This window comes from Pseudomonas sp. H1_F01, assembly GCF_054681425.1.
Genome location: NZ_CP162823.1, coordinates 3,144,165 through 3,167,676, shown reverse-complemented (window position 1 = coordinate 3,167,676; position 23,512 = coordinate 3,144,165). Strand labels below are relative to the sequence as shown.

Genomic DNA, 23,512 nt, shown 5'->3' with positions numbered 1-23,512 from the left:
CGGTACATTCAACATTGGTATTGGAGCTGTCCACGCCATAGCGTTTACAATCGCCGCCCTCTTCCATTTCCCCAAGGAACCGCCATGTCCGGGCTTGAACTGTTTGCCGCAGCCCTCGGCGTGATCGCCGTCTGGTTGACCGTCAAACAGAACCCCTGGTGCTGGCCGATCGGCCTGGTCATGGTGTTGCTGTACAGCTGGATTTTTTTCGAGGTGAAGTTGTACTCGGACATGCTGCTGCAGGTTGTCTACGCGGTGCTGCAACTCTACGGTTGGTGGCAATGGACCCGCGCCGGGCACAATCATGATGGACGCCAGGTCAGCCGCCTCGGCGGGTCGTCAGTGCTGTTCGGCCTGGCTATCGGTGCGGCAGGCAGCCTGCTGTTGGGCGCCGCCATGGCCCACTGGACCGATGCCGCCCAGCCCTGGCTCGATGCCGCGCTCACCGGTTTCAGCCTCGTGGCCCAGTGGTGGATGGCGCAAAAACGCGTGCAATGCTGGCCGCTGTGGATCGTCCTGGACGTGATCTTCGTCGGCCTGTTCATCTACAAGGGCTTGCACCTGACAGCGGCGCTCTACGCCCTGTTCACCCTGCTGGCCGTGCAAGGCTGGCGGGAATGGCGCGCCGATCCGGCCCTGCGCGCATGAAGGTAGTGGTGCTGACCGGCCCGGAATCCAGCGGCAAGAGTTGGCTGGCGGCGCAATTGCAGGAACACTTTGGTGGCGTGCGGGTGGATGAGTACGTGCGCCATTTCATGGAGCAGACCCAACGCGATACCTGCCTGGCCGACATCACCGACATCGCCTCCGGCCAACTGGCCTGGGAAGATGAAGCGCGTGCCCGCCGTCCGGCGCTGTTGATCCTCGATACTCACCTGTTGAGCAACATCCTCTGGAGCCAAACCCTGTTCGGCGACTGCCCGGACTGGCTCGAACCGGCCCTGCTGGCCCGCCATTATGACCTGCACCTGCTGCTGAGCCCCGAGCAGGTCGAATGGACCGGCGACGGCTTGCGTTGCCAACCTGAACTGGCTGAACGGCTGGCGTTTTTTGAAGCGATCGAGGCTTGGCTGAGCGGACACCGGCAACCGTTCCAGGTCATTGAAGGCGATTGGGCGCAACGCCAACAGCAAGTGTTCGCCGTCGTTAGCCAGCTGCTTCAAGCCTGATCGCGGGGTGATCTGTTCCATTCTTGAAACAGCGCAGTCGCTCCAAACCCGGATCCAACGCCGCTTCATCAAATTGCCATCAAGACTGTCAAGTTTCTGAAACACCCGCCCAAAAGCCTGGATTCAGAGGCCTGGAACAGTAAGTGACCGGTTAGTCACCCTGTGCCGTGTCTCAGCGCTGAAACACCCCTTCCACCCGGCATACCGTCGAAAAATACAACTCATTGAATTTAAAGGTATTTCAAAACTCGGCACGACACCTGCTCTGCCCCACTTCGCAACGCTGGACCAGGGCCAGCCCACCGAAGAAGGAATCGATGCCGTGGGGACTTTCGAGAGAAGTTTGACCTGTCTGCTGTTGATCGGCTGCGCCGCCAGCGCAACGCTCAGTCTGCCAGCGCAGGCCGAGGGCAACGGCGTCATTGTCCTCAACCGTGACGTGCAGCCCATCGCAATTGGTCGCAACGGTGGCAAAGATCCCTACCCGACCACCGTCAATGCCAACCCCTCCGAACGAATCCACCAGGCGACCGCCAGCACCGAACTGAGCGATGGCGAATTTGCCAGCGTGGCCAGCGGCTCGTCGATCCGCAACACCGTCAACCCGAATACCGGCGTGCAAGGCCTGAACGTCGTGAGCAATCCCAACGGTATGCCGGGCATGAATGCCGGTCACGGTGGCGGTAGCGGCGGCGCGATCTCCGGCACCATCAACCGCTCGCTGAGTTCCGGCCTGGCCCCGCTGGGTCGGCTGGCGGGAGGCCAGTGAGATGAAGCCCGTGCTGTTTCTGCTCGCCCTGTTCATGCTTTCCCTGCTCAGTTCTTTCACCGTATTTGCCGATCCAGGTGTTGCGGTGGTCAGTAACGCCAACCTGCAGGATTCCGGCAGCCATTACACCGGCAACTTCAACGTCAACCAGGCCGCCGGCGACCAGATCCAGCAAACCAACACCCGGGCCATCGCCATTGGCAGCCACGCCCAGGCCAGCACCCGCGTACAGCAACGCGTCGACACGCCGGCCGACCCTTCCATGAACGCCACCGCCCGTATCGGCGGCAACTCCTTCACCAACGGCAACGGTGTACTGGGCGTCAACCAGTCCGCCGGGGCCAACAACCAGATGGCCAATGTCATGCGGGTGGGCATCAGCGCCCATCCGCAGAGCATTGATGACAGCGCCCTGTCTCAACAGAACGTGGCGTTGCTACCGAACTCAGGAGCAACTGGCACCCCAACCGGCAGTCGCCAGGTCGTTACCAGCGACCAGGCCTTCACCGGCAGCCGAGGGGTAATCCAGGTGAACCAGAGCGCAGGGGTGGGAAACCGTATGGCTAACACCCTGAGCATCCGGGTTGCTGATTGACCCGGAGGCTACATAAGAAAGTACCGACACTTAACCAACGACACGCAAGGAGAAACACCATGAAACCTACAATGGCACTCAAACCATTGGTTTTCGCTCTCGCCGCGGTCATGACAATGGCGGCACAGGCTGGAGGAAACGACAACAATAATGGCCATGGCAATGGTCACGGTCATGGCAACGGCCATCAGCAAGGGCCGACGCTGGATCAATTGCTCTCCATCAATGCCGGCGCTGGGGCTACGGTGCTGGATGAGCAGAACAGCGACGGCAACGTGGTGACCAACCAGGCCACCAGAAACACCGCTGAAGCCACTGACTCGCTCAATGGCAGCAACGGCAACATGGGCGCCAACATTGCCGGCGGCGACGGCAACCAGCAAGACAACGCCGCCGCCCTGGCCACCGCCGACGAAAGCTTCATCTTCGGCTCGGCTGTCGCCGCCTCCAGCGCCACGCAGGTCAATAACAACAACTACGTCAAGAACAACTCGACGCAAAACAACGCCTCGCTCACCAATGCGGGCAACAATGGCTCCGGCAACATCGGCATCAACGTGACCGCCGGGAACTTCAACCAACAGAAAAACAACCTGGCCATCGCCGTATCCGGGGGCCGTGTCGCACAGGCCTCTGCCGCGGCTGACCAGTCCTCCACCGGCCTTGTGGTCGACAACAAAGGCGTGCGGACCTACAAGACCGACACCCTCACCAGCACCTACAGCGCCTCCGGCACGTTCAAGGCCAAAGGTACCGGTACCGCCGAAGACGATCACGGCGGCTGGGACAACAAAGGCGGCGGCTATGGCGGCGGTCACGATGACGACAAGTTCAAGTTCTCCGCCGTGGGGACCTTCGAACTGGCCGGCAGCAACACCCAGCAGGTGCTGACCCGCGACGGTTGGAAAAACCCTGTGATCAACAACGCCACCATGACCAACTCAATGAACGGCTTCTCCGGTAACGGCGGCGCCAACGTGTCGGCAGGCGTGGGCAACCAGCAGAGCAACTCGCTGTCCATCGCTGCCGGCTGCAAGGCTTGCATGTAAAAAAGTACCGCTGTAGGGGCGAGTCTGTGGGAGCAAAGCTTGCTCGCGATGAGGTCGTTACATAAAACGCCTCTGTTGGTTGTAAAACCGCTATCGCGAGCAAGCGTTGCACCCACGGACTCGCTCCCACAGGGGGCTTTTTCCTGGATGCCCACTAGGCGTATTGATCATGCGTGTCACTGCCGTTTCCCTGCTGCTCTGCCTGGCCTGCGCGGCCGAAGCAGCGCAGATGCCTGTGGCCGCCCTGCCTGGCGGCATGCTGGTCTACAAACCGGTGCAAAGCGTACGCGAACGCAAATTCAGCGACATCGTCGAACAGAAAACCGATTTCAGTTGCGGTGCCGCCGCGCTGGCCACGGTGCTGCGCCAGGCCTATTGGCTTGACGTCGATGAAGAGCACGTCATCAAAGGCATGTTGGTCAATGCCGACCAGAATCTGGTTCGCACCCAAGGGTTTTCCATGCTGGACATGAAGCGCTACGTGGAAACCATCGGCATGCGCGCCCGAGGCTACCGGATACCGCCAGAGAAACTCGAAGCGGTGACGATTCCGGTGGTGGTCCTGATGGAAATACGCGGCTACAAGCACTTCGTGGTGTTGCAGCGGGCCGACAAGCAATGGGTCTACATCGGCGACCCGGTGCTGGGCCACAAGCGCTACGCCCATGATGAGTTCATCAAAGGCTGGAACGGCATCGTCTTTGCGATCGTCGGCCCGGGCTATGACAAGACCAATGCACTACGCAGCCCTCCTCAACCCTTGACCGCCCGTAACAAGCTGGACGGTTTCAACCCGGTCAGGGATGCGGAACTGATGGATTTCGGCTTCATACAGAGCGACTTTTTTTAATCGCCGACCAACTGCCAACATAAGTACAAAAAGGAGCAGGACGCTCCGGGAGCAGCACATGAAAACCTCACACTGGCTGTCGCTGGCCTGCCTGCTCGCGACCGCCTCGGGCTACGCCCATGCGGGCTTCAAACCCATCGAAGTCAAGGACCAGGAGCTTGCCGAGCTGCGCGGTCGTTATGTCATGCCCGGCCGAGTCATCAGCTTCGGCATCGTCATGAGCAGTACCTGGCGCAACGCCAGCGGCGACTTGATCGGCGCCACCAGCGCCATGCAGATCCAGGCTGCCACCGTCAAACCCGAATTCTATGTCTCCACCATCAAGCAGACCGGTAACGGCAGCGTTCCGGACCAGGGCAGCGGCAATATTACCGGTGGCGCCGGCCTTGGCACGAGCCAGGGCGTGACCCAGAGCGTACGCGCCGCCGGAGACGGCAATACGGCCTACAACAACGTCAACATCAACGTAAAAGAGAGCAACCAGGCCCCGGCACTCGTGCCTTCCCAAGGCCAGTTGCTGACCAAGGGCCAGACCATCAGCGGCAGCAACGCCGCCGGCAGTGTCGCGGTCACCGCCACCGGCAGCGGCGTGCAAATGGCGATCCAGGCCAGCCATAACCAGGGCAGCACCCTGCAACAAGTGGCCCAAGGCGGCTTGCTGCAAAACACCCGTCTGCTGGGAAACAGCAACCTGGTCAACAACATGACGCAGCTCAACGTGGTGCTGAACAACAACGGCCCCAGTGCCGGAGCATTGGACTGCAACCTGACTCAGTTACGTGGTCTTCGAAACCTCGGATATTGATCTACGTTGATCGCCGATCAATGGGCAAATAAGGACGGCATATTTCATGTATCGATCCGTATCGTTGCGCGCTGTGATGTGTTTAAGCACGTTGTTCCCGGCGGCCGTGTTGCAGGCGGCCCCGGATGCGGACATCGAGGCCCTGAAACAGGAACTTCTTGAGCTCAAGCAACGATACGAGGTCCAGCAAAAGGCCCTGGCGGTGCTCGAACAGCGGGTTCGCCAAGTGGAGGATCAACCCGCCGCCCCACCGCCCAAACGCCTGGCCAAATCCCCGGCCGACATGAAAGGCAACCAGACCGTGGCCGGCAGCGGTGCGACAACGGCTGGCGGCAGTGGCTATGGGCAATCCCTGGCCGATGATTCCCAGCCGGCCCAGAGCGTCTCCAACCTCTATGACGAGGCCAGCGGCTTCTTCGGCGGCGGTAAATTCAGTTTCGAGACCGGCGTGACCTATTCGCGCTACGACACGCGGCAACTGATCCTCAATGGTTTCCTGGCCCTGGATTCGATTTTCCTGGGCAACATCAACCTCGACCGGATCAAGGCTGACACTTGGACGCTGGACCTCACTGGCCGTTATAACTTCGACAACCGCTGGCAGTTCGACCTCAACGTCCCGGTGGTCTACCGCGAATCCACCTATCAGTCAGGCGGCGCAAACAACGGCGCAGCCGGCGTCACCAGCGAAGAAACCGTGACCCGCGACCCGACCATCGGCGACGTCAACTTCGGCATCGCCTACAAGTTCATGGATGAGTCGATCAATTCCCCGGACGCGGTGGTCACCCTGCGGGTCAAGGCCCCCACCGGCAAGGACCCATTCGGCATCAAGCTGCGCCAATCCCAGGCCAACACCAACCTGTTCGTGCCTGACGACCTGCCCACCGGCAACGGCGTATGGTCGATCACGCCAGGGCTTTCGCTGGTCAAGACCTTCGACCCGGCGGTGCTGTTCGGCACCCTCTCCTACACCCATAACCTGGAGGAGTCGTTCGACGACATCAGTTCCACGGTCAACCAGAAGATCCCAGGCAAGGTGCGGATCGGCGACAGCTTCCAGCTCGGCGCGGGCATCGCCTTCGCCTTGAACGAGAAGATGAGCATGTCGTTCTCGGTTTCTGACCTGATCCAAAAGAAAAGCAAGCTCAAACAGGACGGCGGCGACTGGGAATCGGTGGTCTCCAGCGACGCCAACGCCGGCTACTTCAACATCGGCATGACCGTCGCCGCGTCCGACAACCTGACCATCGTGCCCAACCTGTCCATCGGGCTGACCGACGATGCGCCGGATTTCACCTTTAGCCTGAAATTCCCGTACTACTTCTGATGCCCTCAGGGATATGTGATGGGCACATATCCCAAGGGAAATGCAAAACCACTGTGGGAGCGAGCTTGCTCGCGATGAGGCCCTTTCAGTCAGCATTGATACTGAATGAAAGACCGCTATCGCGAGCAAGCTCGCTCCCACAGGGGATGTGCGCAGGTTTTAGTCAGCGGATCTGATGCTTGTGCAGCAGGCGATAGAACGTCGGCCGGGACACGCCCAGCACCCTGGCGGCCACGCTCAGGTTGTCGCTGTGACGGTTGAGCACATCGCTCAGGGCCTGGCGCTCGGCGCGGGTCTTGTAGTCCTCCAGCGTACCCATCGGCACCGCGACGCCCTGGTGGCTGGCCAAGCCAAGGTCCCGGGCTTCGATTTGTCGCCCTTCGGCCAACACCAAACCGCGCCGGACGCGGTTGGCCAGTTCCCGCACATTGCCGGGCCAATCATGCATGCCCATCGCCACCAAGGCATCTTCGCTGAAGCTGCGGGGACGGCGACCGGTTTCCTGGCTGTAGAAATGGGAGAAGTGACTGGCGAGCATCGACAGGTCGCCATGACGCTCGCGCAGCGGCGCCATCACTACTTGCAATACGTTCAAGCGGTAATACAGGTCCTCGCGAAACCGCTTGTGCTCGATGGCCGCCTCAAGGTTCACATGGGTGGCCGCCAAGACCCGCACATCGACCGCGATCGGCTGGCTGCCACCGACCCGCTCAATGTGTTTTTCCTGCAGGAAACGCAGCAGATTGGCCTGCAGCTCCAACGGCAGATCGCCGATTTCATCGAGAAACAACGTGCCTCCATGGGCCGCCTCGATCCGCCCGATCTTGCGTTGGTGAGCCCCGGTGAACGCGCCCTTCTCATGCCCGAACAACTCGGACTGGATCAGGTGCTCCGGGATCGCGCCGCAGTTGATGGCGATGAACGGCTTATTACGCCGGTAAGACTGACAATGCAGGGTGCGCGCCACCAGCTCCTTGCCGGTACCGCTCTCCCCGCGAATCAATACCGGCGACTCGGCGGGCGCCAACTTGCTCAATAATTTGCGCAGTTCGCGAATCGGCTTGCTGTCGCCCAGCAGTTCATGTTCGGGCTGATCGATGTGGATCGAGCCCTGTCCCCGCAGGCGCGCCATGCCAAACGCCCGGCCCAGTGTCACCTGGACCCTGGACACGTCGAACGGCAAGGTATGGAAGTCGAAAAACCACTCGCAGACAAAATCACCGACATTTTGCAGGCGCAACACTTCCTGGTTGAGCACAGCGATCCATTCGGTGCCGCTACGGCTGATCAACTCCTTGACGGCTTCCGGGCGTTCCAGGTGAAAAGGCTGCAATCGCAAAAGACCGACGTCACACGTCCGATCGCCAGCGTGTTCGAGGGCGCAACTGTCCACCTCCCAGCCAATAGTGCGCAGAGCTGGCAACAAGCGATGGCAATCATCGCAGGGATCAACCACGAGCAGACGACGGGACGTACTGGCTTCGATCATGACTGATCCTTGGCGTCAAAATAAGGAAATATGATTAGAAACAGGCGTTTGGCAGACCTGCATGTAACAGTAGCAAGAAGTTGACACACCCTTGTATCAATTGATTATCGGGATCGCTTCAAAGTGGTTATAAGCAGGCGTTTCGTTAGTTATCACAGACCTGTTTGTTTCAGGGTGCTTTCAAACAAAAGCCCAAAAGCCTGGTCTGAAAGAAAATCGAAATTTATTTAAATAATGTGTGACCCGCCTACGGGTTCGGGACATCAGTACAAGTAACCAGCCGCACGGTACGCCCAACCGACGGCACATCATTTGTTTGGGCACACTTAAGAGAAAACGCCATGAACGCCCCGCTCCGTATCAACGAAGCTCTTTTGATTGCCGACCGCGCATTCCGTCCTTTCCAATGCGTGGCCTGGGCTCCACAAGACGGCAACGGTGAACTTAGCCTGACCGTCATCGACCGCACCAATACCCATATTGGCCGCACCCAAATTCCAAGCAGCGCCTATACCGACCCGGTCCAACTGGCCGATCTGTTGAAACAGGCTCGTGCCGAACTGAGCCAAGAAGGCTACACATTGCAATCCTGGTCGATGCCTGAATAACCACAGGTAAAGCCTGTTATCGATTGCAGGCTTGGCTCTGGGTTGTAAAGCCATCGTTATGGCACGAATCGCCGCTGTATCTGTAGAACATGACAGTTGTGTATTGTCACATTCAGGGATTGAATGTTGCCCTCATGCAGTCGTCGCCCTTTCGGGCTGCTCGACACGCAAGGAGAGGCAGGCATGCTCGATCAATTCGCGTTTGTGTCCCCCAGGGCCATGGCCCACGCTGGGCAACTTGATCCAGGCTTTGCCACCAACGGCAAAGCCTGGGTTCATTTCGAAGACAGTACCTCGAGCCTGACCACCGGATTGACCCTCGATCACGCCGGACAAATCCTGGTGGCAGCCAGGGTCGAGACGGCCCACGGCAGTCGGTTCGGGCTGGCGCGACTCAACCACGACGGTGAGATTGACCCGGACTTCGGCACCCGCGGCTACGTGATCGGCGCGTTTGAACAGGGTTTCGAAGCGACGGCGGGCAAGGTGATCGTGTTGCCCGATGGGCATATCCTGCTGTCCGGCCTGCACTACGAAAGCAATGACCACACCCTTCCCGCCCTGGCGCTGTTCGACCAGCAAGGTTGCGCCGTTCAAAGCTTCGGCAACGCCGGCCGGCACGTCATCAGGCTTTGCGGCAATCTCTCCCAAGGCCTGCGCGACCCCTGGCTACCACCCGGCGTGCCGGGGCTTGAGGCTTGCGACATGCAAGTGCAGGCCGATGGTCGGATCCTTGTGCTCGCCAACCACCACTATCAATTTTCCGATCATGTCGGCGTACTGATCCGACTCTTGCCCGATGGGGCGTTGGATCCTTCGTTCAACGGTCGCGGCTTCGTGATGGTCCGACGCTTGTTGAAAAATACCTGGCTCGGCTGTCTGGTGCTCCAGGCTGACGGTCATATTGTCGTCGGCGGCGCCATCGACTTGCCCCAGCATGGCTTGATTGCCCGTTACGACAGCAGCGGCAAACTCGATGACAGCTTCGGCGAAAATGGCTTCCTGTCCATCCTGGCGCAGGGGCACAGCGTGATGGTCAGCCAAATCGTTCAGGATACGAGCGGTGATCTGCAGGTGTTCGGCAGCAGCCGTGATCCGATGCATAGCCTGTCACTGAAAGTACGCCCCGACGGCAAGCCGGACCGTCATTGCAACCAGGGCCAGTGCCAACTCATGGCGATCGGACGCAATGCCAGTCAGTGGACCGCCGCCCAGCTTCAAGCGGACGGAAAACTGGTGACCGCTGGCGCTACCATCGGTGGTATCGAGGCCGACTTCGTACTTGCCCGACATCTGCCAGACGCCAGCCTCGACCCGGATTTCGGCCAGGGCAAAGGCTGGGTTCGCACTCGACTCGGCTACAGCCTGGACACCGCCACCACCCTGGCTATGCAGGCTGATGGAAGAATCCTGGTGGGCGGTTATTCGCTCCAGGGGCATTATCGAGCGGTGGTTGCGCGGTATTGGGCCTGAGTCGGATTATCGCGGGTGAACGGTATTTATTCTTACTCTTGATATTCCTCATTTCTTACGGCAAGTTGCGCGCTTCTAATTAAAAGGAGCAGCCGATGTCCGGTTCAATGGCTCAGGCTTTCGCGCATAACTTTCTGGGGCATTCCCCGCGCTGGTACAAGGCGTGCATCATCACGTTCCTGATCCTCAATGCCGTGGTGCTGTGGACCCTGGGCCCGGTTGTTGCCGGCTGGATGCTGGTGGTGGAGTTCATCTTCACCCTCGCCATGGCCCTTAAATGCTACCCGCTGATGCCCGGCGGCCTGCTGCTGGTCGAAGCCCTGGTGCTGGGCATGACCACCCCCAAGGCGCTGTACGATGAGCTGCTGCACAACTTCCCGGTGATCCTGCTGCTGATGTTCATGGTGGCAGGCATCTACTTCATGAAGGATCTACTGCTGTTCCTGTTCTCACGCCTGCTCCTGGGCGTGCGCTCCAAGGCGCTGCTGGCCTTGATGTTCTGCTTTCTCTCGGCGTTCCTGTCTGCGTTCCTTGACGCATTGACCGTCACCGCGGTGATCATCAGCGCCGCGGTCGGCTTTTATGCGGTGTATCACCGTGTGGCGTCGGGCAACGATCCGCGCCAGGACAGCAATGTCGATGAAGACCACGATCTGCCGTCGAGTCATCATGAAGATCTCAATCAGTTTCGGGCGTTTCTACGCAGCCTGCTCATGCATGGCGCCGTAGGCACAGCGCTGGGCGGCGTCTGCACCTTGGTAGGAGAACCGCAGAACCTGCTGATCGGCCATGAGATGGACTGGCATTTCATCGACTTCTTCCTGAAAGTCGCGCCGGTGTCGCTGCCGGTGCTGGTGGCCGGGCTGGTGACCTGCGTAGCCCTGGAAAAACTGCGCTGGTTCGGTTACGGCACGCTGCTACCGGACAACGTACGTGCCGTGCTGGCCGACTACGCCGAGCAGGACAATCGTGAACGCACCGCACGCCAACGCGCCGCCCTGATCGTCCAGGGTATTGCCGCGCTGATCCTGATCGTGGGCCTGGCCCTGCACATTGCCGAGGTCGGTCTGATCGGCCTGATGGTCATCGTGTTGATTACCGCCTTCACCGGCATCACCGACGAGCACAGGCTCGGCAATGCGTTCAAGGACGCCATGCCGTTCACCGCGCTGCTGGTGGTGTTCTTTGCGGTGGTGGCGGTCATTCACGACCAGCAGTTGTTCACGCCGCTGATCCAGTGGGTGCTGGGCCTGCCCGCCGACCAGCAGCCCGGCATGCTGTTCATTGCAAATGGCCTGCTGTCGGCCATCAGCGACAACGTGTTCGTGGCAACCATCTACATTACCGAGGTCAAGCAGGCCTTCGTCTCCGGCCACATGAGCCGCGAACAGTTCGAGACCCTGGCGGTGGCCATCAACACCGGCACCAACCTGCCGAGCGTCGCCACACCCAACGGCCAGGCTGCATTCCTGTTCCTGCTGACCTCGGCGATCGCCCCGCTGATTCGCCTGTCCTATGGCCGGATGGTCTGGATGGCCGTGCCCTACACCGTGGTGATGGGTGGCTTGGGCTGGTATGCGGTGACTTACTGGTTGTAAAAAACTTGGAACATCGATGGCAAGGGGATCCCTCTGTGGGAGCAAGGCTTGCCCGCGATGAAGGCGATACGGTCTATCAGGAACCGAGGCGCCTGTTTCGCGAGCAAGCTTTGCTCCCACAGTGGGAATGAATTCCCCTGCCACCAAAGGCCAGGACATCCTATCGCGGCAAGATGTAGCGTTCGATCGCCAGCGCCGCACCGTCGTCAATAACCGCAGCGGTCACGACGTCCGCTTGGCGCCGGATCGCCTCTTCCGCCTGCCCCATGGCAATCGACAATCCCGCGCGATGGAACATCGCCGGGTCGTTGCCACCGTCACCCATGGCCGCCGTCTGCTCCAGCGGCACATCGAGGAAGGCTGCCAGGGTCGACAGCGCTTCTCCTTTGTTCGCCTTCATGGCCGTCACATCCAGGTAGATCGGTTGCGAGCGCGACACCTGGGCCTGGTCCTTGAGCAGCGGATGCAACCGCGCCTCCAACTCCACCAGCAGGTCCGTGTTGGCGCTGGTGGCGACGATCTTGTCGATCCGCTCCAGGTACGGCTCGAAGCTTTCGACCTCTACTGGTGGGTAGCCCAGGCCACGCGTCTCCACCGGCACCATCGGACCGTTGGCGTCGCGCACCAGCCAGTCGCCATCGGCAAATACCCAGACTTCGATGCCGGGCTGATCGGCGTACAGGGCCAGTGTGGCCAGCGCTGCTTCGGGTGGCAGGTAGTGGACGGCAAGAAAGCTGCCATCGGGATGAACCAGCGTGCCGCCATTGAACGCCGCCGTGGGCAGGTCGACACCCAGGGCCTCGATCTGCTGCAACATGGCCCGCGGTGGCCGCCCGGTGGCGAGGCTGAACAGCACACCGGCCTCACGCAATGAGCGAACCGCCTCAATGGTGCGCTGGTTCAGGCTGTGGTCGGGCAACAGCAGTGTGCCGTCCATGTCGCTGAGCAAAAAACGGATGGGATGCTTCACCAGATCACTCATCCGAGGTCGTGCCAGACGCGACTGTCGCGGGTCAGCAAGTCATCGGCGGCCGCCGGGCCATCTTCGCCGGCCTTGTAGGGCTGGAATGCCGCGTCCTGCTGCCAGGCATCGAGGAACGGCTGCACGGCGCGCCAGCCGTTTTCGATGTTGTCAGCGCGCTGGAACAGCGTCTGGTCGCCGGTCAGGCAATCGTAGATCAGGGTTTCGTAACCCGTGGATGGTTGCATTTCGAAGAAATCCTTGTAGGCAAATCCCAATTCGATATTGGCCATGTCGAGTGCCGGCCCCGGCCGCTTGGCCAGCAGGTCGAACCACATGCCTTCATTGGGCTGAATCTGGATTCTCAAGTGCGTAGGTTGCAGTTCGTCGACTTCGGTGTCGCGAAACTGCGCGTAGGGCGCGGGCTTGAAGCAGATGACGATCTCCGTGTCCCGCACGCTCATGCGCTTGCCGGTGCGCAGGTAAAACGGCACGCCGACCCACCGCCAGTTGTCGATCATGACCTTGAGGGCGACGTAGGTCTCGGTGCTGCTGTCGGGCGCCACGTTGGCCTCCTGGCGATAACCTTTCACCGCCTTGCCACCGACTTCACCGGCCGCGTACTGGCCGCGGACCGAGTTGGCCCGGGCCTGCTCCACCGACCAGGGCCGGATCGCCCCGACGACCTTGGCCTTTTCCCCACGCACTGCGTCGGCACCAAACGCCGCTGGCGGCTCCATGGCCACCATCGCCAGCAGTTGGAAAAGATGATTGGGCACCATGTCCCGCAGGGCGCCGGTATGTTCATAAAAACTGCCACGGGTTTCCACGCCGACCGTTTCGGCGGCGGTGATTTGTACGTGGTCGATGTAGTGGTTGTTCCAGAACGCCTCGAACAGGCTGTTGGAGAAACGGCTGACCAGAATGTTCTGCACCGTTTCCTTGCCCAGGTAATGGTCGATGCGATAGATCTGTTTCTCGCTCATGACCTTGAGCAGGCAGGCGTTCAGCGCTTCGGCGGTGTGCAGGTCGGAGCCGAACGGCTTTTCGATCACCACTCGCCGGAAGGCCCCCTCCTGCTCCTGAAGCAGCCCGGCCGCACCAAGGCGGCTGACCACTTCACTGAAAAAGCGCGGCGCGGTCGCCAGGTAGAAAACCGCGTTGCCGGTGCCGCTGGCGGCGATTTTGGCCGCCAGCGCCTGGTAGGTGCTCTCATCGAGGAAATCACCCTGGACGTAGCTGATGCCCCGGGCCAGCTTGGCCCACAGCACCGGATCGAGCGCCCGGTCGGCATCGCCGCCCTTGCTCGCCGCTTCGTTACGGATGAAGTCCTCGAGTTTCTTGGCAAAATCCACATCGCTGATGGCGTTGTGGTCAACCCCGATGATGCGCAGCCCATCGCCCAGCAGACCGTCGCGACTGAGGTGGTAAAGCGCCGGCATCAGCAGACGCTTGACCAGATCGCCATGGGCGCCGAACAGAAACAACGTGGTCGGCGGCGCGGGTTCTGCCTTGGATTTGCTGCCGATCGAGGTCATTTTTTCGGCGTCTCCACGTGGCCGCCGAAGCCGAAGCGCATGGCCGAGAGCATTTTGTCACCGTACGTGCTTTGCTGGCGCGAGCGGAAACGGGCAAACAACGAACTGGACAGGACCGGAACCGGCACCGCTTGCTCGATGGCAGCCTCGATGGTCCAGCGCCCTTCACCGCTGTCGGCGACCTCACCGGAAAAACCATCCAGTTTCGGATCGCTGGCCAACGCGTCGGCGGTCAAGTCCAGCAGCCAGGACGACACCACGCTGCCGCGACGCCAGACTTCAGCGATATCGGCCACGTTCAGGTCGAAGCGCTGCTCCGGTGGCAGGCTTTCGCTGGATTTGGTCTTGAGGATGTCAAAACCCTCGGCAAAGGCCTGCATCATTCCGTATTCGATGCCGTTGTGGATCATCTTCACAAAATGCCCCGAACCGGCCGGGCCAGCGTGGATGTAGCCACGTTCGGCGCGGTCATCGTCGGATTTGCGGTCACGGGTGCGCGGGATGTCGCCCATGCCCGGCGCCAGGCTGTCGAACAGCGGGTCCAGGCGCTTCACCACTTCGGCATCACCGCCAATCATCATGCAGTAACCGCGTTCCAGGCCCCAAACGCCGCCGGAGGTGCCGACATCGATGTAGCTCAGGCCTTTTTCCGACAGGGCCTGGGCGCGACGGATGTCGTCCTTGTAGTACGTGTTACCGCCATCAATGATCACATCGCCCGGCTCCAGCAGTTCGCTGAGGACGTTAATGGTGTCTTCGGTGGGTGCGCCGGCCGGCAGCATGACCCAGACCGCCCGAGGCTTCTCCAGCCCGGCGACCAGTGCCGGCAGGTCCGCGACGCCCGTGGCGCCTTCCTGACGCAGGTTTTCGACAAAAGCGGCGTTGCGGTCGTAGACGACGGTGGTGTGCCCATTGAGCATCAGGCGCCGCGCAATATTGCCGCCCATGCGGCCCAGTCCAATGATCCCGAGTTGCATGTGCTGATGCTCCCTACTACAAATAAAGGTGTGTCAAAGATTTAACACTATCGACTAATGGAGGTTAGTCCAGAGCATTGCTGCATAGTTTCCGGGTAATTCGAGCGATCACAAGGGATAACGCTCAAGATCCGGCCGAAGACACAGCGACCATGAAAAATAAAAAAGTTCCAATCACAAGCAAAAGAAATCAGAATCGGCGCCGATAGTAGAGGTGTCGACCAAATACTGGCGACATCTCTATAGTTGATGTACGCCATTTGCGAGGTGAGCAATGGGCCCTGTCGTTACCGCACGTCCTCCCCAAACCCTTTATGTGACCATTCGTCGCGATGAATTGCGCCTACTCAAGGAAGAACGCGATCTACTGCTTGATGAAGTGACGCAACTGCGCATGCAGTTGCAACACGCACAGTTGTCCCACCAGAGCCAGTCCCTGGCTCGGTAACCGCCCCAGAGGCACAGCGCCAGGAAGTGACACTGGCCAAACCGGTGTCATTTCCATGCGAGTCCGCCATGCACACTTGTGGCGAGGAGATCTGTCCCCACAGGGCTGTGGGAGCAAAGCTTGCTCGCGAAACAGGCGCCTCGGTTCCTGAAGGACCACATCGCTTTCATCGCGGGCAAGCCTTGCTTCCACAGACACATCCCCTGCCACAAATAAATCCCTCCCCCCAGGTGCTCGCACCCCGTTATCGATTTGTATTCGAAAAACTCACAAACTTTTCACAACCGACTCGTGATACTCCCCGCCTTTAAGGTTGCTCGGCGTATGCCTGCGGTCACCAATCCGGTGCAGACAGCGTCGTCGACAAAGGCTGGAGCGCTTGATGAGTTTGTTCAAACGCAGCAAAACGACTGCGAAAGGTTTCGACTGGGCCGGGCTTGGCTGGCTGTTTCTGTTCTTCTGGTACTTCTCTGGCATCACCCAACTGCTCATTCTGTTGAGCGACACCTCCGGCTTCACCGGCTTTCGCCAAGCGTTCGTGATGAGCGCGGTGTGGTTGGCGCCCATGCTGCTCTTCCCCGCCCGCACGCGCGTGCTCGCGGCCTTGATCGGCGTGGTGCTGTGGGCCTGCTCCATGGCCAGCCTCGGCTACTTCTTCATTTATCAGCAAGAATTTTCCCAGAGCGTCATCTTCATCATGTTCGAATCGAACGTGTCTGAAGCCGGCGAGTACATGACACAGTATTTTGCCTGGTGGATGGTGGCGGCGTTCCTGGCCCACACCGCCGTCGGCTATTGGCTCTGGACCCGCTTGCGCCCGGTGTACCTGCCCCGGGGCCAGGCCATGGTCGCAGCAGTCGCCATTGTCTTGGCCGTGGTCGGTTATCCGCTGATTAAGCAGACCCAGCGTACCGGCAGCTTTGCCGGTGGCCTGGAGAAATTCGAAGATCGCATCGAGCCTGCGGTGCCGTGGCAGATGGTAGTGGCGTATCGTCGCTATGGTGAGCAGTTGGAGAACATGCAAGGCATGCTCCACAGCGCCAGCAAGATCGCGCCACTGCGCAACCTCAAGGACGCCATGGCCGACCAACCGGCCACTCTGGTGCTGGTGATCGGTGAATCCACCAACCGCCAACGCATGAGCCTCTACGGTTACCCGCGGGAAACCACGCCAGAGCTGGACAAGCTCAAAGGCCAGCTGTCGGTGTTCGACAACGTCATCACCCCGCGCCCCTACACCATCGAAGCGCTGCAGCAGGTGCTGACGTTCGCCGACGAACAGAACCCGGACCTGTACCTGAGCACCCCGTCGCTGGTGAGCATGATGAAACAGGCCGGCTACAAGACCTTCTGGATTACCAACCAGCAGACCATGACCAAGCGCAACACCATGCTCACGACCTTTTCCCAACAGGCCGACGAGCAGGTGTACCTGAACAACAACCGCAACCAGAATGCCGCGCAGTACGATGGCGATGTGATCGAGCCATTCAACAAGGCCTTGGCCGACAGCGCCCCGCGCAAGCTGATCGTGGTGCATCTGCTCGGCACCCACATGAGCTACCAGTACCGGTATCCGCCGACCTTCAACAAGTTCACCGACCGCCAAGGCGTACCGGCAGGCCTGCGTGATGATCAGGTCCCGACCTACAACAGCTACGATAATGCGGTGCTGTACAACGACTTCGTCGTGTCCAGCCTGATCAAGGACTACGCCAAGACCGACCCCAACGGCTTCCTGCTGTACCTGTCGGACCATGGTGAAGACGTGTTCGACTCCTCGGGCCACGGCACCCTGGGCCGTAATGAAGGCAAGCCGACCGCGCCGATGTACACCATCCCCTTCATGGCCTGGGCCTCGCCCAAGTGGCGCGAAAGCCATGACTGGAACTTTGCCGGCGACCTGTCGCGCCCCTACAGTAGCTCGCACCTGATTCACACCTGGGCGGACATGGCTGGCTTGAGTTTTGATGAACTGGACCACAGCAAGAGCCTGGTCAGCGCGGACTTCAAGGCGCGCCCGCTGTTGATTGGCGACCCCTATCAAACCCCACGCAAGGCCCTGATCGACTTCAGCCTGATGCAGCCCAAGGCAGCGGCGGCTGCAGTCGTGCAGAAATAACCGAACCCCCTTAGAAGCCCGCTTTTACAGGGGCTTGATCCAGAACTCCATAGGTCCGTGGGCCGGGTCGAACATGCCGGCGGCAAAGCCGAACTTGGCATAGCTGGCCTGGGCCACGGCATTGCCCTCGAGCACTTCCAGGGTAATCTTGCAGCAACCACGCTGGCGGGCGATGTCCTCGACCTTCTGCAGCATCTTCTGGCTCAGCCCGAGCCCACGAAAATCCTTCATCACCGCCACGTCGTGGACGTTCACCAGTGGCCGGCAGGCAAAGGTTGAAAAACCTTCGAAACAATTGACCAGCCCCGCCGGTTCGCCGTTGACGAAAGCCAGCACGCTGAAGGCATGAGGGCGCTTGGCCAGTTCCTCGGGCAGATGCAGCAGCACCTCTGCCGGCAATGGATGCCCCCCGCCCATCGGGTCCTGTGCATAGCCGTTGAGCACATGACAGATCGCTTCGGCGTGAACCGGGTTGGTGTAGCTGGCTTGCAGTACAAGGATGTCCTTGGCTTCTTCCATGACCTTCCATCTCACTTCGTTAGTGCCGCCAGCTCGAAGCCGTCGGCGGGATACAGGTCAGGTTCGCTGACCAAAACGTTGCATTTGCATTTCCTGGAGGCGGCTGAGGGTACGGCGAAACGGGAATTGCAGATAGCCCTCGGTATACAACTCATCCATCGGCACCAGGGCCGAAAGGCACAACGGCACCTTGCGGTCATAACACTCGTCAACCAGGGCGATGAAGCGCCGTACACCATCGTCATGGATCGACAACTGCGGCAATTCGCGATCACCGGCCTCGACCCGTTCGACACCGTCTTCGGTGCCACGGGCAATGCGCCCTTCGCGTTGTTCGGCGCTCAGGCACGGCACGTCACTGAGCAGGATGACGCTGAAGCGGTCGCACAGCGCCATGAAATCCAGCGCCGAGAACGGTTGCTCGCACAGGTCGGAGTAACGGCTCCAGAGCACGGTATCGCTGGCCCGAACCGGTTCAAGCAGGCGATGACCGACCTCGATCGGCGCAGTGCTCGACGCTTGCCCGGTGGTCAACTGGTTGAAGACCTCCCCCAGCGGATCAGGTTGCCCGGGATCGCGCAGCCAATAACGTTGCTGTAACTGACCTGGGTGCTGGCGATGGTCTTGCCAACCGTTCACCGGCACGACCTGCATGTATCGATTGATCGCGGTGATGGTCGGCAGGAAACGCTCGCGGTTGTGGCCGTTGGCATAGAGTTCTTCCGGCGGCAGGTTGGAGGTACTGACCATCACCATGCCCAGCTCGAACATCACCTGGAACAGGCGCCCGAGGATGATTGCATCGCCGATGTCGTTGACGAACAGTTCGTCGAAACACAGCACCCGTACTTCAGCACTCAACTCCCGGGCCAGGGCCTGCAAGGGATCCGGCGTGCCAGTGAGCTGAAATGAACGCTGATGCACCCACGCCATGAAATGGTGGAAGTGTTGTCGACGGGCCGGCACCTTGAGGCTTTCATAAAAGCGGTCCATCAGCCAGGTCTTGCCACGTCCCACCGGGCCCCAGAGATAAACGCCCTTGATCGACTTGCGACCTTCGTGCAACGCCTTGTGGCATTGCTCCAGTGTCATGATGGCCAGTTCCTGGGCCTCGTCCTGGACGAAGCCGTGGTGTTCGATGGCATGCTGCCAGGCACTCAAGGGGGAGTCGAAAGTCATACGGCCCGGGTCCGGAAAACGAAGGTGGGGAGTATGCCATGGCGAACGACTGCAGGAACCCTGCGTGGATCTGTGGCGTGGGGTTTATCTGTGGGAGCAACATCTTGTGAAAGCATGGCCTGTGGGAGCATGGCTTGCCCGCGATAGTCGCGCCGCGGTCCAACAGCCAAACCGCGTTATCGTTCATCGCGGGCAAGCCTTGCTCCCACAGGCCTTGCTCCCACAGACCTGAGTGCAGAACCTAGATCGAGATATCCAACCGACTGATCTTGCCCTGCTCATCGAGCCGGAAGGTGTAGCGTAACTCCAACGGGCTGCCGGGGAATGTCCCGGAGATCAGGTTCTGCACCAGCACCTTGCCAGTGCGTTGCTGCACATTGAGGACTTCCACCCGCGGCTGGAAGCGCTGGGCGGTGTCTTCCATCCATTGGGCGATGGCCTGGGTGCCAACACGGTGCTGGCCTTCATCGAACACGTTGGCATCCTCGGCGAAGAAACGCGTCACTGCCGAACTGTCACGGGCATTGGCGGCGGCGATGTAGCCGGCGATGGCCGGGGCCAGGGAAGAGACGGGATTGGACATGGTACGGCTCCTTGTTTTATCGATCTGGCACTATGCTAGAACAGCGTTGTGTCAGTTTTTGTCAGGAGTGAAACGCCCGGTTTCGTCCAGCTTCATCAGCGCAAACCAGTCGCGCAGCAAGTCGCTGCGTCGGCCCGGATAGCGCTCGCCCTGCTCGGTGGCAGAGGCAATCCGGTCAGTGCGAAAAGTCCGATAGGCGCCGCGCAATTCACACCAGGCCACCACCACCCGCGCTTCATTGAAAAAGCCCAGGGCCAGCGGCCAGATCAAGCGTTGGCTCGGGGTCTTGTTCACATCGGCGTAATCGATATGCAGCTTGGCCTGGGCGCGAATGGCCTGGCGGTACACATTCAGTTCCACCGTGTTCTGCGGATAGCCATAACCCGGTGGACCGGGCAATACCGTGGGGTTGCGCAAGGCGTCTCGCACATCGGGGGCCAGCACTGCGGCGACCTTCGCCAGGGCGTCGGCGGCGGCCTTGCCCAGCACCTCGTCGGCGCGCTGATCGACGTAGCGCAAGCCCAGCACAATGGCCTCGATTTCATCGGCGGTGAACATCAGTGGCGGCAGGAACAGGCCGCTGCGCAAGACATAACCGATACCCGCCTCGCCCTGGATCGGCGCGCCGAGGGAGGTGAGTTCGGCGATGTCGCGGTACAAGGTGCGCTCGGAAACGTTCAGTTCGCCCGCCAATGTCGCAGCGGTGACCGGGCAACGCTTGCCCCGCAAGACTTGCAGCAAAGTGAGCAACCGAGAGGTACGCGACACGATGGACTGTCCGGAAAGAAAAAGTTGACGCAGATTAGCAGAGGCTGGTGTCAGAAACTGTCAGGAGCCATGATCCTTGTTTGGACCCAGAGCAAGGTGGAATCTGCCCCCGCAAGGCTGTGGGAGCAAAGCTTGCTCGCGAAACAGACACCTCGGTTCCTGAAAGACCGCATCGCCTTCATCGCGGGCAAGCCTTGCTCCCACAGGGTGGTTTGCCGTTGTCATGGGGCCGCTGTGGGTTATCGTACTCAATCGTTTCCGAGTTTTTTCCTTTCTTGAGAGTCTATCCATGCGCAGAATCCTCGGCCTTTCCGTTTTCCTGATACTGCTCAGCCTGAGCGCCTGCGCCCTCTTCCCGCACCGTGACCCGCTGAACATCAACGTAGTCGGCATCGAACCCTTGCCCAACCAGGGCCTGGAGGTGCGTTTCGCCGTGAAACTGCGCGTGCAGAACCCCAACGAAACCGCCATCGACTACAACGGCGTGGCGCTGGACCTGGAGGTCAACGACCGTACGCTGGCAACGGGGGTCAGTGACCAGAGCGGTTCGATCCCGCGCTTTTCCGAGGCGATCCTCAGTGTCCCGGTGAGCATTTCGGCGTTTTCGGTGTTGCGCCAGACCTTGGGCCTGAGCCAGACCCAAGGTCTGGACAACCTGCCCTATGTGCTCAAGGGCAAGCTCGCCGGCGGCGTATTCGGCACCCTGCGCTTCGTCGACCGCGGAACCCTCGACCTGCCGGGTTCCGCCGCCAGCTGGTGAATCATGCCGTGAAGCGCACGCCGGGCTTGGCGCGCTCATCCACCACCAACTCGAACACATCCGGCCTGGCGTAATGCCCCACCACGTCATAGTCGTAGCGCGCCCGCACCAGTTCATCGGTGTCGATTTCGGCGGTGAGTAACCCCGCCGTGTCTTTCAGCGGCCCGGCCAGCACGTCGCCCATGGGCCCGACAATCACGCTGCCACCAGCAATCAACGGCCGCTCGGCCGGCCAGTGCGCGACCTCGATACCCAGGGCCTGCGGCGAAGCCTGGACCTGGCAGGCACTGACCACAAAGCAGCGACCTTCGTGGGCGATATGGCGCATGGTCACCTGCCACATCTCCCGCTCATCCACCGTCGGCGCACACCAGACTTCCACGCCTTTGGCGTACATCGCGGTGCGCAGCAGCGGCATCATGTTTTCCCAGCACACCGCCGCGCCGACCCGACCGACCTGGCTGTCGATCACGGGCAAGGTCGACCCATCGCCCTTGCCCCAGATCAGCCGCTCGGTGCCGGTGGGCATCAACTTGCGGTGCCGGGCTACCAGGCCTGCATCGGGTTCGAAATACAGCGCGGTGCAGTACAGGGTGCTGCCGACACGCTCGATGACGCCCAGCACCAGGCTCGCCCCTGTACGCGCCGACAGCCCGGCCAGCGCTTCGGTTTCAACGCCGGGCACGTCAATGGCATTGGCAAAATAGCGGGCAAACGCCTCGCGCCCCTCCGGCAGCCGGTAACCCAGTTGAGTCCCGAACCCCTCGCCCTTGGGATAGCCACCCAGCAGCGCTTCAGGCATCACCACCAGGCGCGCGCCGGCCTCGCGAATGGCCTCTTCGTAGGAAAGGATCTGTGCCAGGGTCTCGCCCTTGCCGCCAGGCAACGAGCCGATCTGCAGGGCAGCCACAATGGATTTGGGCATGTTTTTTCAACTCCTTGATCATCAGGTGTTGCTGATTCTCAAGCAGCGGCCGATCATGAATAAAGCCCTGAATGCTGCTAAATGATATGAGCCTTATGAATATCGCTGACATCGACCTCAATCTGCTCAAGACCTTCGAAGCCCTGCATGACGAATCCAGCGCCAGCCGCGCCGCCGTGCGCCTGGGCGTGACCCAGTCGGCCATCAGCGCTGCGCTGCGCAGGCTTCGCGGTTTGTATGACGATCAATTATTCGTGCGCACCGGCCGGGGCCTGGCGCCGACGCTGCGGGCCAATCAACTGAAGCCGGTGATCAGCGAAGCATTGGATAAATGCCGCCAGAGCCTGGCGATGGTCGACCCGGATGCCAGCCATTACGAAGGCCGCTCGGTCATCGTCGGCCTGTCGGACGATTTCGAAATTGCCCATGGGCGACGCCTGATCGAAGAAGTGGCCCACCGCGCGCCGGGCCTGCGCTTGATTTTCCGCCAGACCCACAGTCAGATCGTCGGCCGGGCCCTGATGGAGCGCGACCTTGACCTGGCGATCACAGCGGGCGGTTTCGCCCAGCGATTGCTCAGCCGTCAGGTGTTGGGCGAAGGCGATTACGCTTGCCTCCTGGACCCGGCGAGCCTGGCGCAGGGCCAGCAATCCCTCAGCCTGGAGGCGTTCGTGGCCCGTGAACACCTGCTGGTGTCTTCGGGTGGTTTCATCGGCATCACCGACGAAGGGCTGGCCGGGCTTGGCCTGAGTCGGCGAGTCTGCGCCTCGACCACCCACTTTGCCGCGTTGCCGTTCCTGCTCAAGGGCAGTCAGGCCGTGGCGACCATCCCGACCCATGCCGCCCGGGCCATCGCCGACCTCAGCGGCCTGGCCTTGCTGCCCTGCCCCCTGGCCTTGCCCCGCTACCCCATCGAGTTGGGATGGCGAACCCACACGCAAATGGAGCCGACTATGCTCAAGGTTCGCGAGGCCATTACGGCAACATTCACCTAAGG

Annotated in this window: 24 protein-coding genes; 15 read left to right on the top strand and 9 right to left on the bottom strand. The window is 60.7% G+C overall.

The annotated features are described in order from the left end of the window. Window positions 1-84 precede the first annotated feature (84 nt). From pnuC to AB4O09_RS14560, 8 genes are all read left to right on the top strand, one after another. Window positions 85-648 carry a nicotinamide riboside transporter PnuC gene (pnuC, locus tag AB4O09_RS14595; RefSeq protein ID WP_100263804.1) on the top strand — a complete coding sequence of 188 codons (564 nt, stop codon included), beginning with the start codon at window positions 85-87 and terminating at the stop codon, window positions 646-648. Next, entirely contained in the window at window positions 645-1,169 is a 525-nt protein-coding gene (locus AB4O09_RS14590) for an AAA family ATPase (protein WP_100263826.1), read from the top strand. Before pnuC ends, AB4O09_RS14590 begins: the two co-directional genes overlap by 4 nt. A 322-nt stretch (window positions 1,170-1,491) precedes the next feature. Next, window positions 1,492-1,938 (top strand): hypothetical protein, encoded by a 447-nt coding sequence (locus AB4O09_RS14585; RefSeq protein WP_028237513.1) that lies wholly within the window; start codon window positions 1,492-1,494, stop codon window positions 1,936-1,938. Window position 1,939: 1 nt separating this feature from the next. Next, entirely contained in the window at window positions 1,940-2,533 is a 594-nt protein-coding gene (locus AB4O09_RS14580; protein ID WP_028237514.1) for a hypothetical protein, read from the top strand. A gap of 59 nt (window positions 2,534-2,592) precedes the next feature. Next, window positions 2,593-3,582, top strand: coding sequence for a hypothetical protein (locus AB4O09_RS14575; RefSeq protein ID WP_028237515.1), 990 nt, complete (start codon window positions 2,593-2,595; stop codon window positions 3,580-3,582). Between the two features lie 169 nt (window positions 3,583-3,751). Further along, window positions 3,752-4,432 (top strand): C39 family peptidase, encoded by a 681-nt coding sequence (locus tag AB4O09_RS14570; protein WP_223473222.1) that lies wholly within the window; start codon window positions 3,752-3,754, stop codon window positions 4,430-4,432. 58 nt (window positions 4,433-4,490) lie between these two features. Further along, the gene (locus AB4O09_RS14565; protein WP_223473221.1) at window positions 4,491-5,237 is read left to right on the top strand and encodes a hypothetical protein; all 747 of its coding nucleotides are present in this window, start codon (window positions 4,491-4,493) and stop codon (window positions 5,235-5,237) included. A 46-nt stretch (window positions 5,238-5,283) separates the two neighbouring features. Beyond that, window positions 5,284-6,567, top strand: a complete 1,284-nt coding sequence (locus tag AB4O09_RS14560; RefSeq protein WP_028237516.1) for a transporter — start codon at window positions 5,284-5,286, stop codon at window positions 6,565-6,567. Between the two features lie 163 nt (window positions 6,568-6,730). Here AB4O09_RS14560 and AB4O09_RS14555 read toward each other — a convergent pair whose 3' ends face one another. Then, a complete protein-coding gene (locus AB4O09_RS14555; RefSeq protein ID WP_003202380.1) occupies window positions 6,731-8,056 on the bottom strand; it encodes a sigma-54 dependent transcriptional regulator in 1,326 nt (441 codons plus the stop codon). Between the two features lie 341 nt (window positions 8,057-8,397). Here AB4O09_RS14555 and AB4O09_RS14550 point away from each other — a divergent pair, with 341 nt between their 5' ends. From AB4O09_RS14550 to nhaB, 3 genes are all read left to right on the top strand, one after another. Then, entirely contained in the window at window positions 8,398-8,664 is a 267-nt protein-coding gene (locus AB4O09_RS14550) for a hypothetical protein (RefSeq protein ID WP_013693488.1), read from the top strand. 183 nt (window positions 8,665-8,847) lie between these two features. After that, window positions 8,848-10,137, top strand: a complete 1,290-nt coding sequence (locus AB4O09_RS14545; protein ID WP_003202384.1) for a hypothetical protein — start codon at window positions 8,848-8,850, stop codon at window positions 10,135-10,137. Window positions 10,138-10,232: 95 nt separating this feature from the next. Then, window positions 10,233-11,735 carry a sodium/proton antiporter NhaB gene (gene nhaB, locus AB4O09_RS14540; protein ID WP_027911603.1) on the top strand — a complete coding sequence of 501 codons (1,503 nt, stop codon included), beginning with the start codon at window positions 10,233-10,235 and terminating at the stop codon, window positions 11,733-11,735. Between the two features lie 160 nt (window positions 11,736-11,895). On the opposite strand, the gene AB4O09_RS14535 is transcribed toward nhaB, so the two are convergent. The 3 genes from AB4O09_RS14535 to gnd are packed head-to-tail and all read right to left on the bottom strand — an operon-like array spanning window position 11,896 to window position 15,235. Next, a complete protein-coding gene (locus tag AB4O09_RS14535) occupies window positions 11,896-12,717 on the bottom strand; it encodes an HAD family hydrolase (RefSeq protein WP_003202386.1) in 822 nt (273 codons plus the stop codon). Continuing rightward, window positions 12,714-14,234: a glucose-6-phosphate dehydrogenase gene (gene zwf / locus AB4O09_RS14530; protein ID WP_003202388.1), complete on the bottom strand. Its 1,521-nt coding sequence runs from the start codon at window positions 14,232-14,234 to the stop codon at window positions 12,714-12,716. Before zwf ends, AB4O09_RS14535 begins: the two co-directional genes overlap by 4 nt. Next, window positions 14,231-15,235: a phosphogluconate dehydrogenase (NAD(+)-dependent, decarboxylating) gene (gnd, locus tag AB4O09_RS14525; protein WP_223524515.1), complete on the bottom strand. Its 1,005-nt coding sequence runs from the start codon at window positions 15,233-15,235 to the stop codon at window positions 14,231-14,233. The genes zwf and gnd overlap by 4 nt, the downstream gene beginning before the upstream one ends. 250 nt (window positions 15,236-15,485) lie before the next feature. On the opposite strand from gnd, the gene AB4O09_RS14520 reads away from it, so the two are divergent. Then, a complete protein-coding gene (locus AB4O09_RS14520; RefSeq protein WP_013693491.1) occupies window positions 15,486-15,659 on the top strand; it encodes a DUF6026 family protein in 174 nt (57 codons plus the stop codon). Window positions 15,660-16,041: 382 nt separating this feature from the next. Further along, complete coding sequence (locus tag AB4O09_RS14515) at window positions 16,042-17,781, top strand: phosphoethanolamine transferase CptA (RefSeq protein WP_460108374.1); 1,740 nt, start codon at window positions 16,042-16,044, stop codon at window positions 17,779-17,781. 24 nt (window positions 17,782-17,805) lie between these two features. Here the strand turns inward: AB4O09_RS14515 and AB4O09_RS14510 are convergent, their stop codons facing one another. From AB4O09_RS14510 to AB4O09_RS14495, 4 genes are all read right to left on the bottom strand, one after another. Beyond that, on the bottom strand, window positions 17,806-18,300 hold the full coding sequence (locus tag AB4O09_RS14510; RefSeq protein ID WP_003202396.1) for a GNAT family N-acetyltransferase: 495 nt from the start codon (window positions 18,298-18,300) through the stop codon (window positions 17,806-17,808). Window positions 18,301-18,357: 57 nt separating this feature from the next. Further along, window positions 18,358-19,479 carry a cell division protein ZapE gene (gene zapE, locus AB4O09_RS14505; protein WP_003202399.1) on the bottom strand — a complete coding sequence of 374 codons (1,122 nt, stop codon included), beginning with the start codon at window positions 19,477-19,479 and terminating at the stop codon, window positions 18,358-18,360. A gap of 241 nt (window positions 19,480-19,720) precedes the next feature. Further along, entirely contained in the window at window positions 19,721-20,062 is a 342-nt protein-coding gene (locus AB4O09_RS14500) for a nuclear transport factor 2 family protein (RefSeq protein WP_003202401.1), read from the bottom strand. A gap of 51 nt (window positions 20,063-20,113) precedes the next feature. Then, on the bottom strand, window positions 20,114-20,830 hold the full coding sequence (locus AB4O09_RS14495) for a helix-turn-helix transcriptional regulator (protein ID WP_013693492.1): 717 nt from the start codon (window positions 20,828-20,830) through the stop codon (window positions 20,114-20,116). A gap of 289 nt (window positions 20,831-21,119) precedes the next feature. Between AB4O09_RS14495 and AB4O09_RS14490 the strand changes: the two genes are divergently transcribed. Continuing rightward, on the top strand, window positions 21,120-21,590 hold the full coding sequence (locus AB4O09_RS14490) for an LEA/WHy family protein (protein WP_003202406.1): 471 nt from the start codon (window positions 21,120-21,122) through the stop codon (window positions 21,588-21,590). A gap of 1 nt (window position 21,591) precedes the next feature. On the opposite strand, the gene AB4O09_RS14485 is transcribed toward AB4O09_RS14490, so the two are convergent. Next, entirely contained in the window at window positions 21,592-22,515 is a 924-nt protein-coding gene (locus AB4O09_RS14485) for a carbon-nitrogen hydrolase family protein (RefSeq protein WP_003202409.1), read from the bottom strand. 86 nt (window positions 22,516-22,601) lie between these two features. Between AB4O09_RS14485 and AB4O09_RS14480 the strand changes: the two genes are divergently transcribed. Beyond that, complete coding sequence (locus AB4O09_RS14480; RefSeq protein ID WP_305440622.1) at window positions 22,602-23,510, top strand: LysR substrate-binding domain-containing protein; 909 nt, start codon at window positions 22,602-22,604, stop codon at window positions 23,508-23,510. The last annotated feature ends 2 nt before the right edge of the window (window positions 23,511-23,512 follow it).

Coding starts and splice junctions, on each gene's coding strand:
- pnuC (WP_100263804.1), top strand. CDS start 85: ATGTCCGGGCTTGAACTGTTTGCCGCAGCCCTCGGCGTGATCGCCGTC.
- AB4O09_RS14590 (WP_100263826.1), top strand. CDS start 645: ATGAAGGTAGTGGTGCTGACCGGCCCGGAATCCAGCGGCAAGAGTTGG.
- AB4O09_RS14580 (WP_028237514.1), top strand. CDS start 1,940: ATGAAGCCCGTGCTGTTTCTGCTCGCCCTGTTCATGCTTTCCCTGCTC.
- AB4O09_RS14575 (WP_028237515.1), top strand. CDS start 2,593: ATGAAACCTACAATGGCACTCAAACCATTGGTTTTCGCTCTCGCCGCG.
- AB4O09_RS14570 (WP_223473222.1), top strand. CDS start 3,752: ATGCGTGTCACTGCCGTTTCCCTGCTGCTCTGCCTGGCCTGCGCGGCC.
- AB4O09_RS14565 (WP_223473221.1), top strand. CDS start 4,491: ATGAAAACCTCACACTGGCTGTCGCTGGCCTGCCTGCTCGCGACCGCC.
- AB4O09_RS14560 (WP_028237516.1), top strand. CDS start 5,284: ATGTATCGATCCGTATCGTTGCGCGCTGTGATGTGTTTAAGCACGTTG.
- AB4O09_RS14555 (WP_003202380.1), bottom strand. CDS start 8,056: ATGATCGAAGCCAGTACGTCCCGTCGTCTGCTCGTGGTTGATCCCTGC.
- AB4O09_RS14550 (WP_013693488.1), top strand. CDS start 8,398: ATGAACGCCCCGCTCCGTATCAACGAAGCTCTTTTGATTGCCGACCGC.
- AB4O09_RS14545 (WP_003202384.1), top strand. CDS start 8,848: ATGCTCGATCAATTCGCGTTTGTGTCCCCCAGGGCCATGGCCCACGCT.
- nhaB (WP_027911603.1), top strand. CDS start 10,233: ATGTCCGGTTCAATGGCTCAGGCTTTCGCGCATAACTTTCTGGGGCAT.
- AB4O09_RS14535 (WP_003202386.1), bottom strand. CDS start 12,717: ATGAGTGATCTGGTGAAGCATCCCATCCGTTTTTTGCTCAGCGACATG.
- zwf (WP_003202388.1), bottom strand. CDS start 14,234: ATGACCTCGATCGGCAGCAAATCCAAGGCAGAACCCGCGCCGCCGACC.
- AB4O09_RS14520 (WP_013693491.1), top strand. CDS start 15,486: ATGGGCCCTGTCGTTACCGCACGTCCTCCCCAAACCCTTTATGTGACC.
- AB4O09_RS14515 (WP_460108374.1), top strand. CDS start 16,042: ATGAGTTTGTTCAAACGCAGCAAAACGACTGCGAAAGGTTTCGACTGG.
- AB4O09_RS14510 (WP_003202396.1), bottom strand. CDS start 18,300: ATGGAAGAAGCCAAGGACATCCTTGTACTGCAAGCCAGCTACACCAAC.
- zapE (WP_003202399.1), bottom strand. CDS start 19,479: ATGACTTTCGACTCCCCCTTGAGTGCCTGGCAGCATGCCATCGAACAC.
- AB4O09_RS14500 (WP_003202401.1), bottom strand. CDS start 20,062: ATGTCCAATCCCGTCTCTTCCCTGGCCCCGGCCATCGCCGGCTACATC.
- AB4O09_RS14490 (WP_003202406.1), top strand. CDS start 21,120: ATGCGCAGAATCCTCGGCCTTTCCGTTTTCCTGATACTGCTCAGCCTG.
- AB4O09_RS14485 (WP_003202409.1), bottom strand. CDS start 22,515: ATGCCCAAATCCATTGTGGCTGCCCTGCAGATCGGCTCGTTGCCTGGC.
- AB4O09_RS14480 (WP_305440622.1), top strand. CDS start 22,602: ATGAGCCTTATGAATATCGCTGACATCGACCTCAATCTGCTCAAGACC.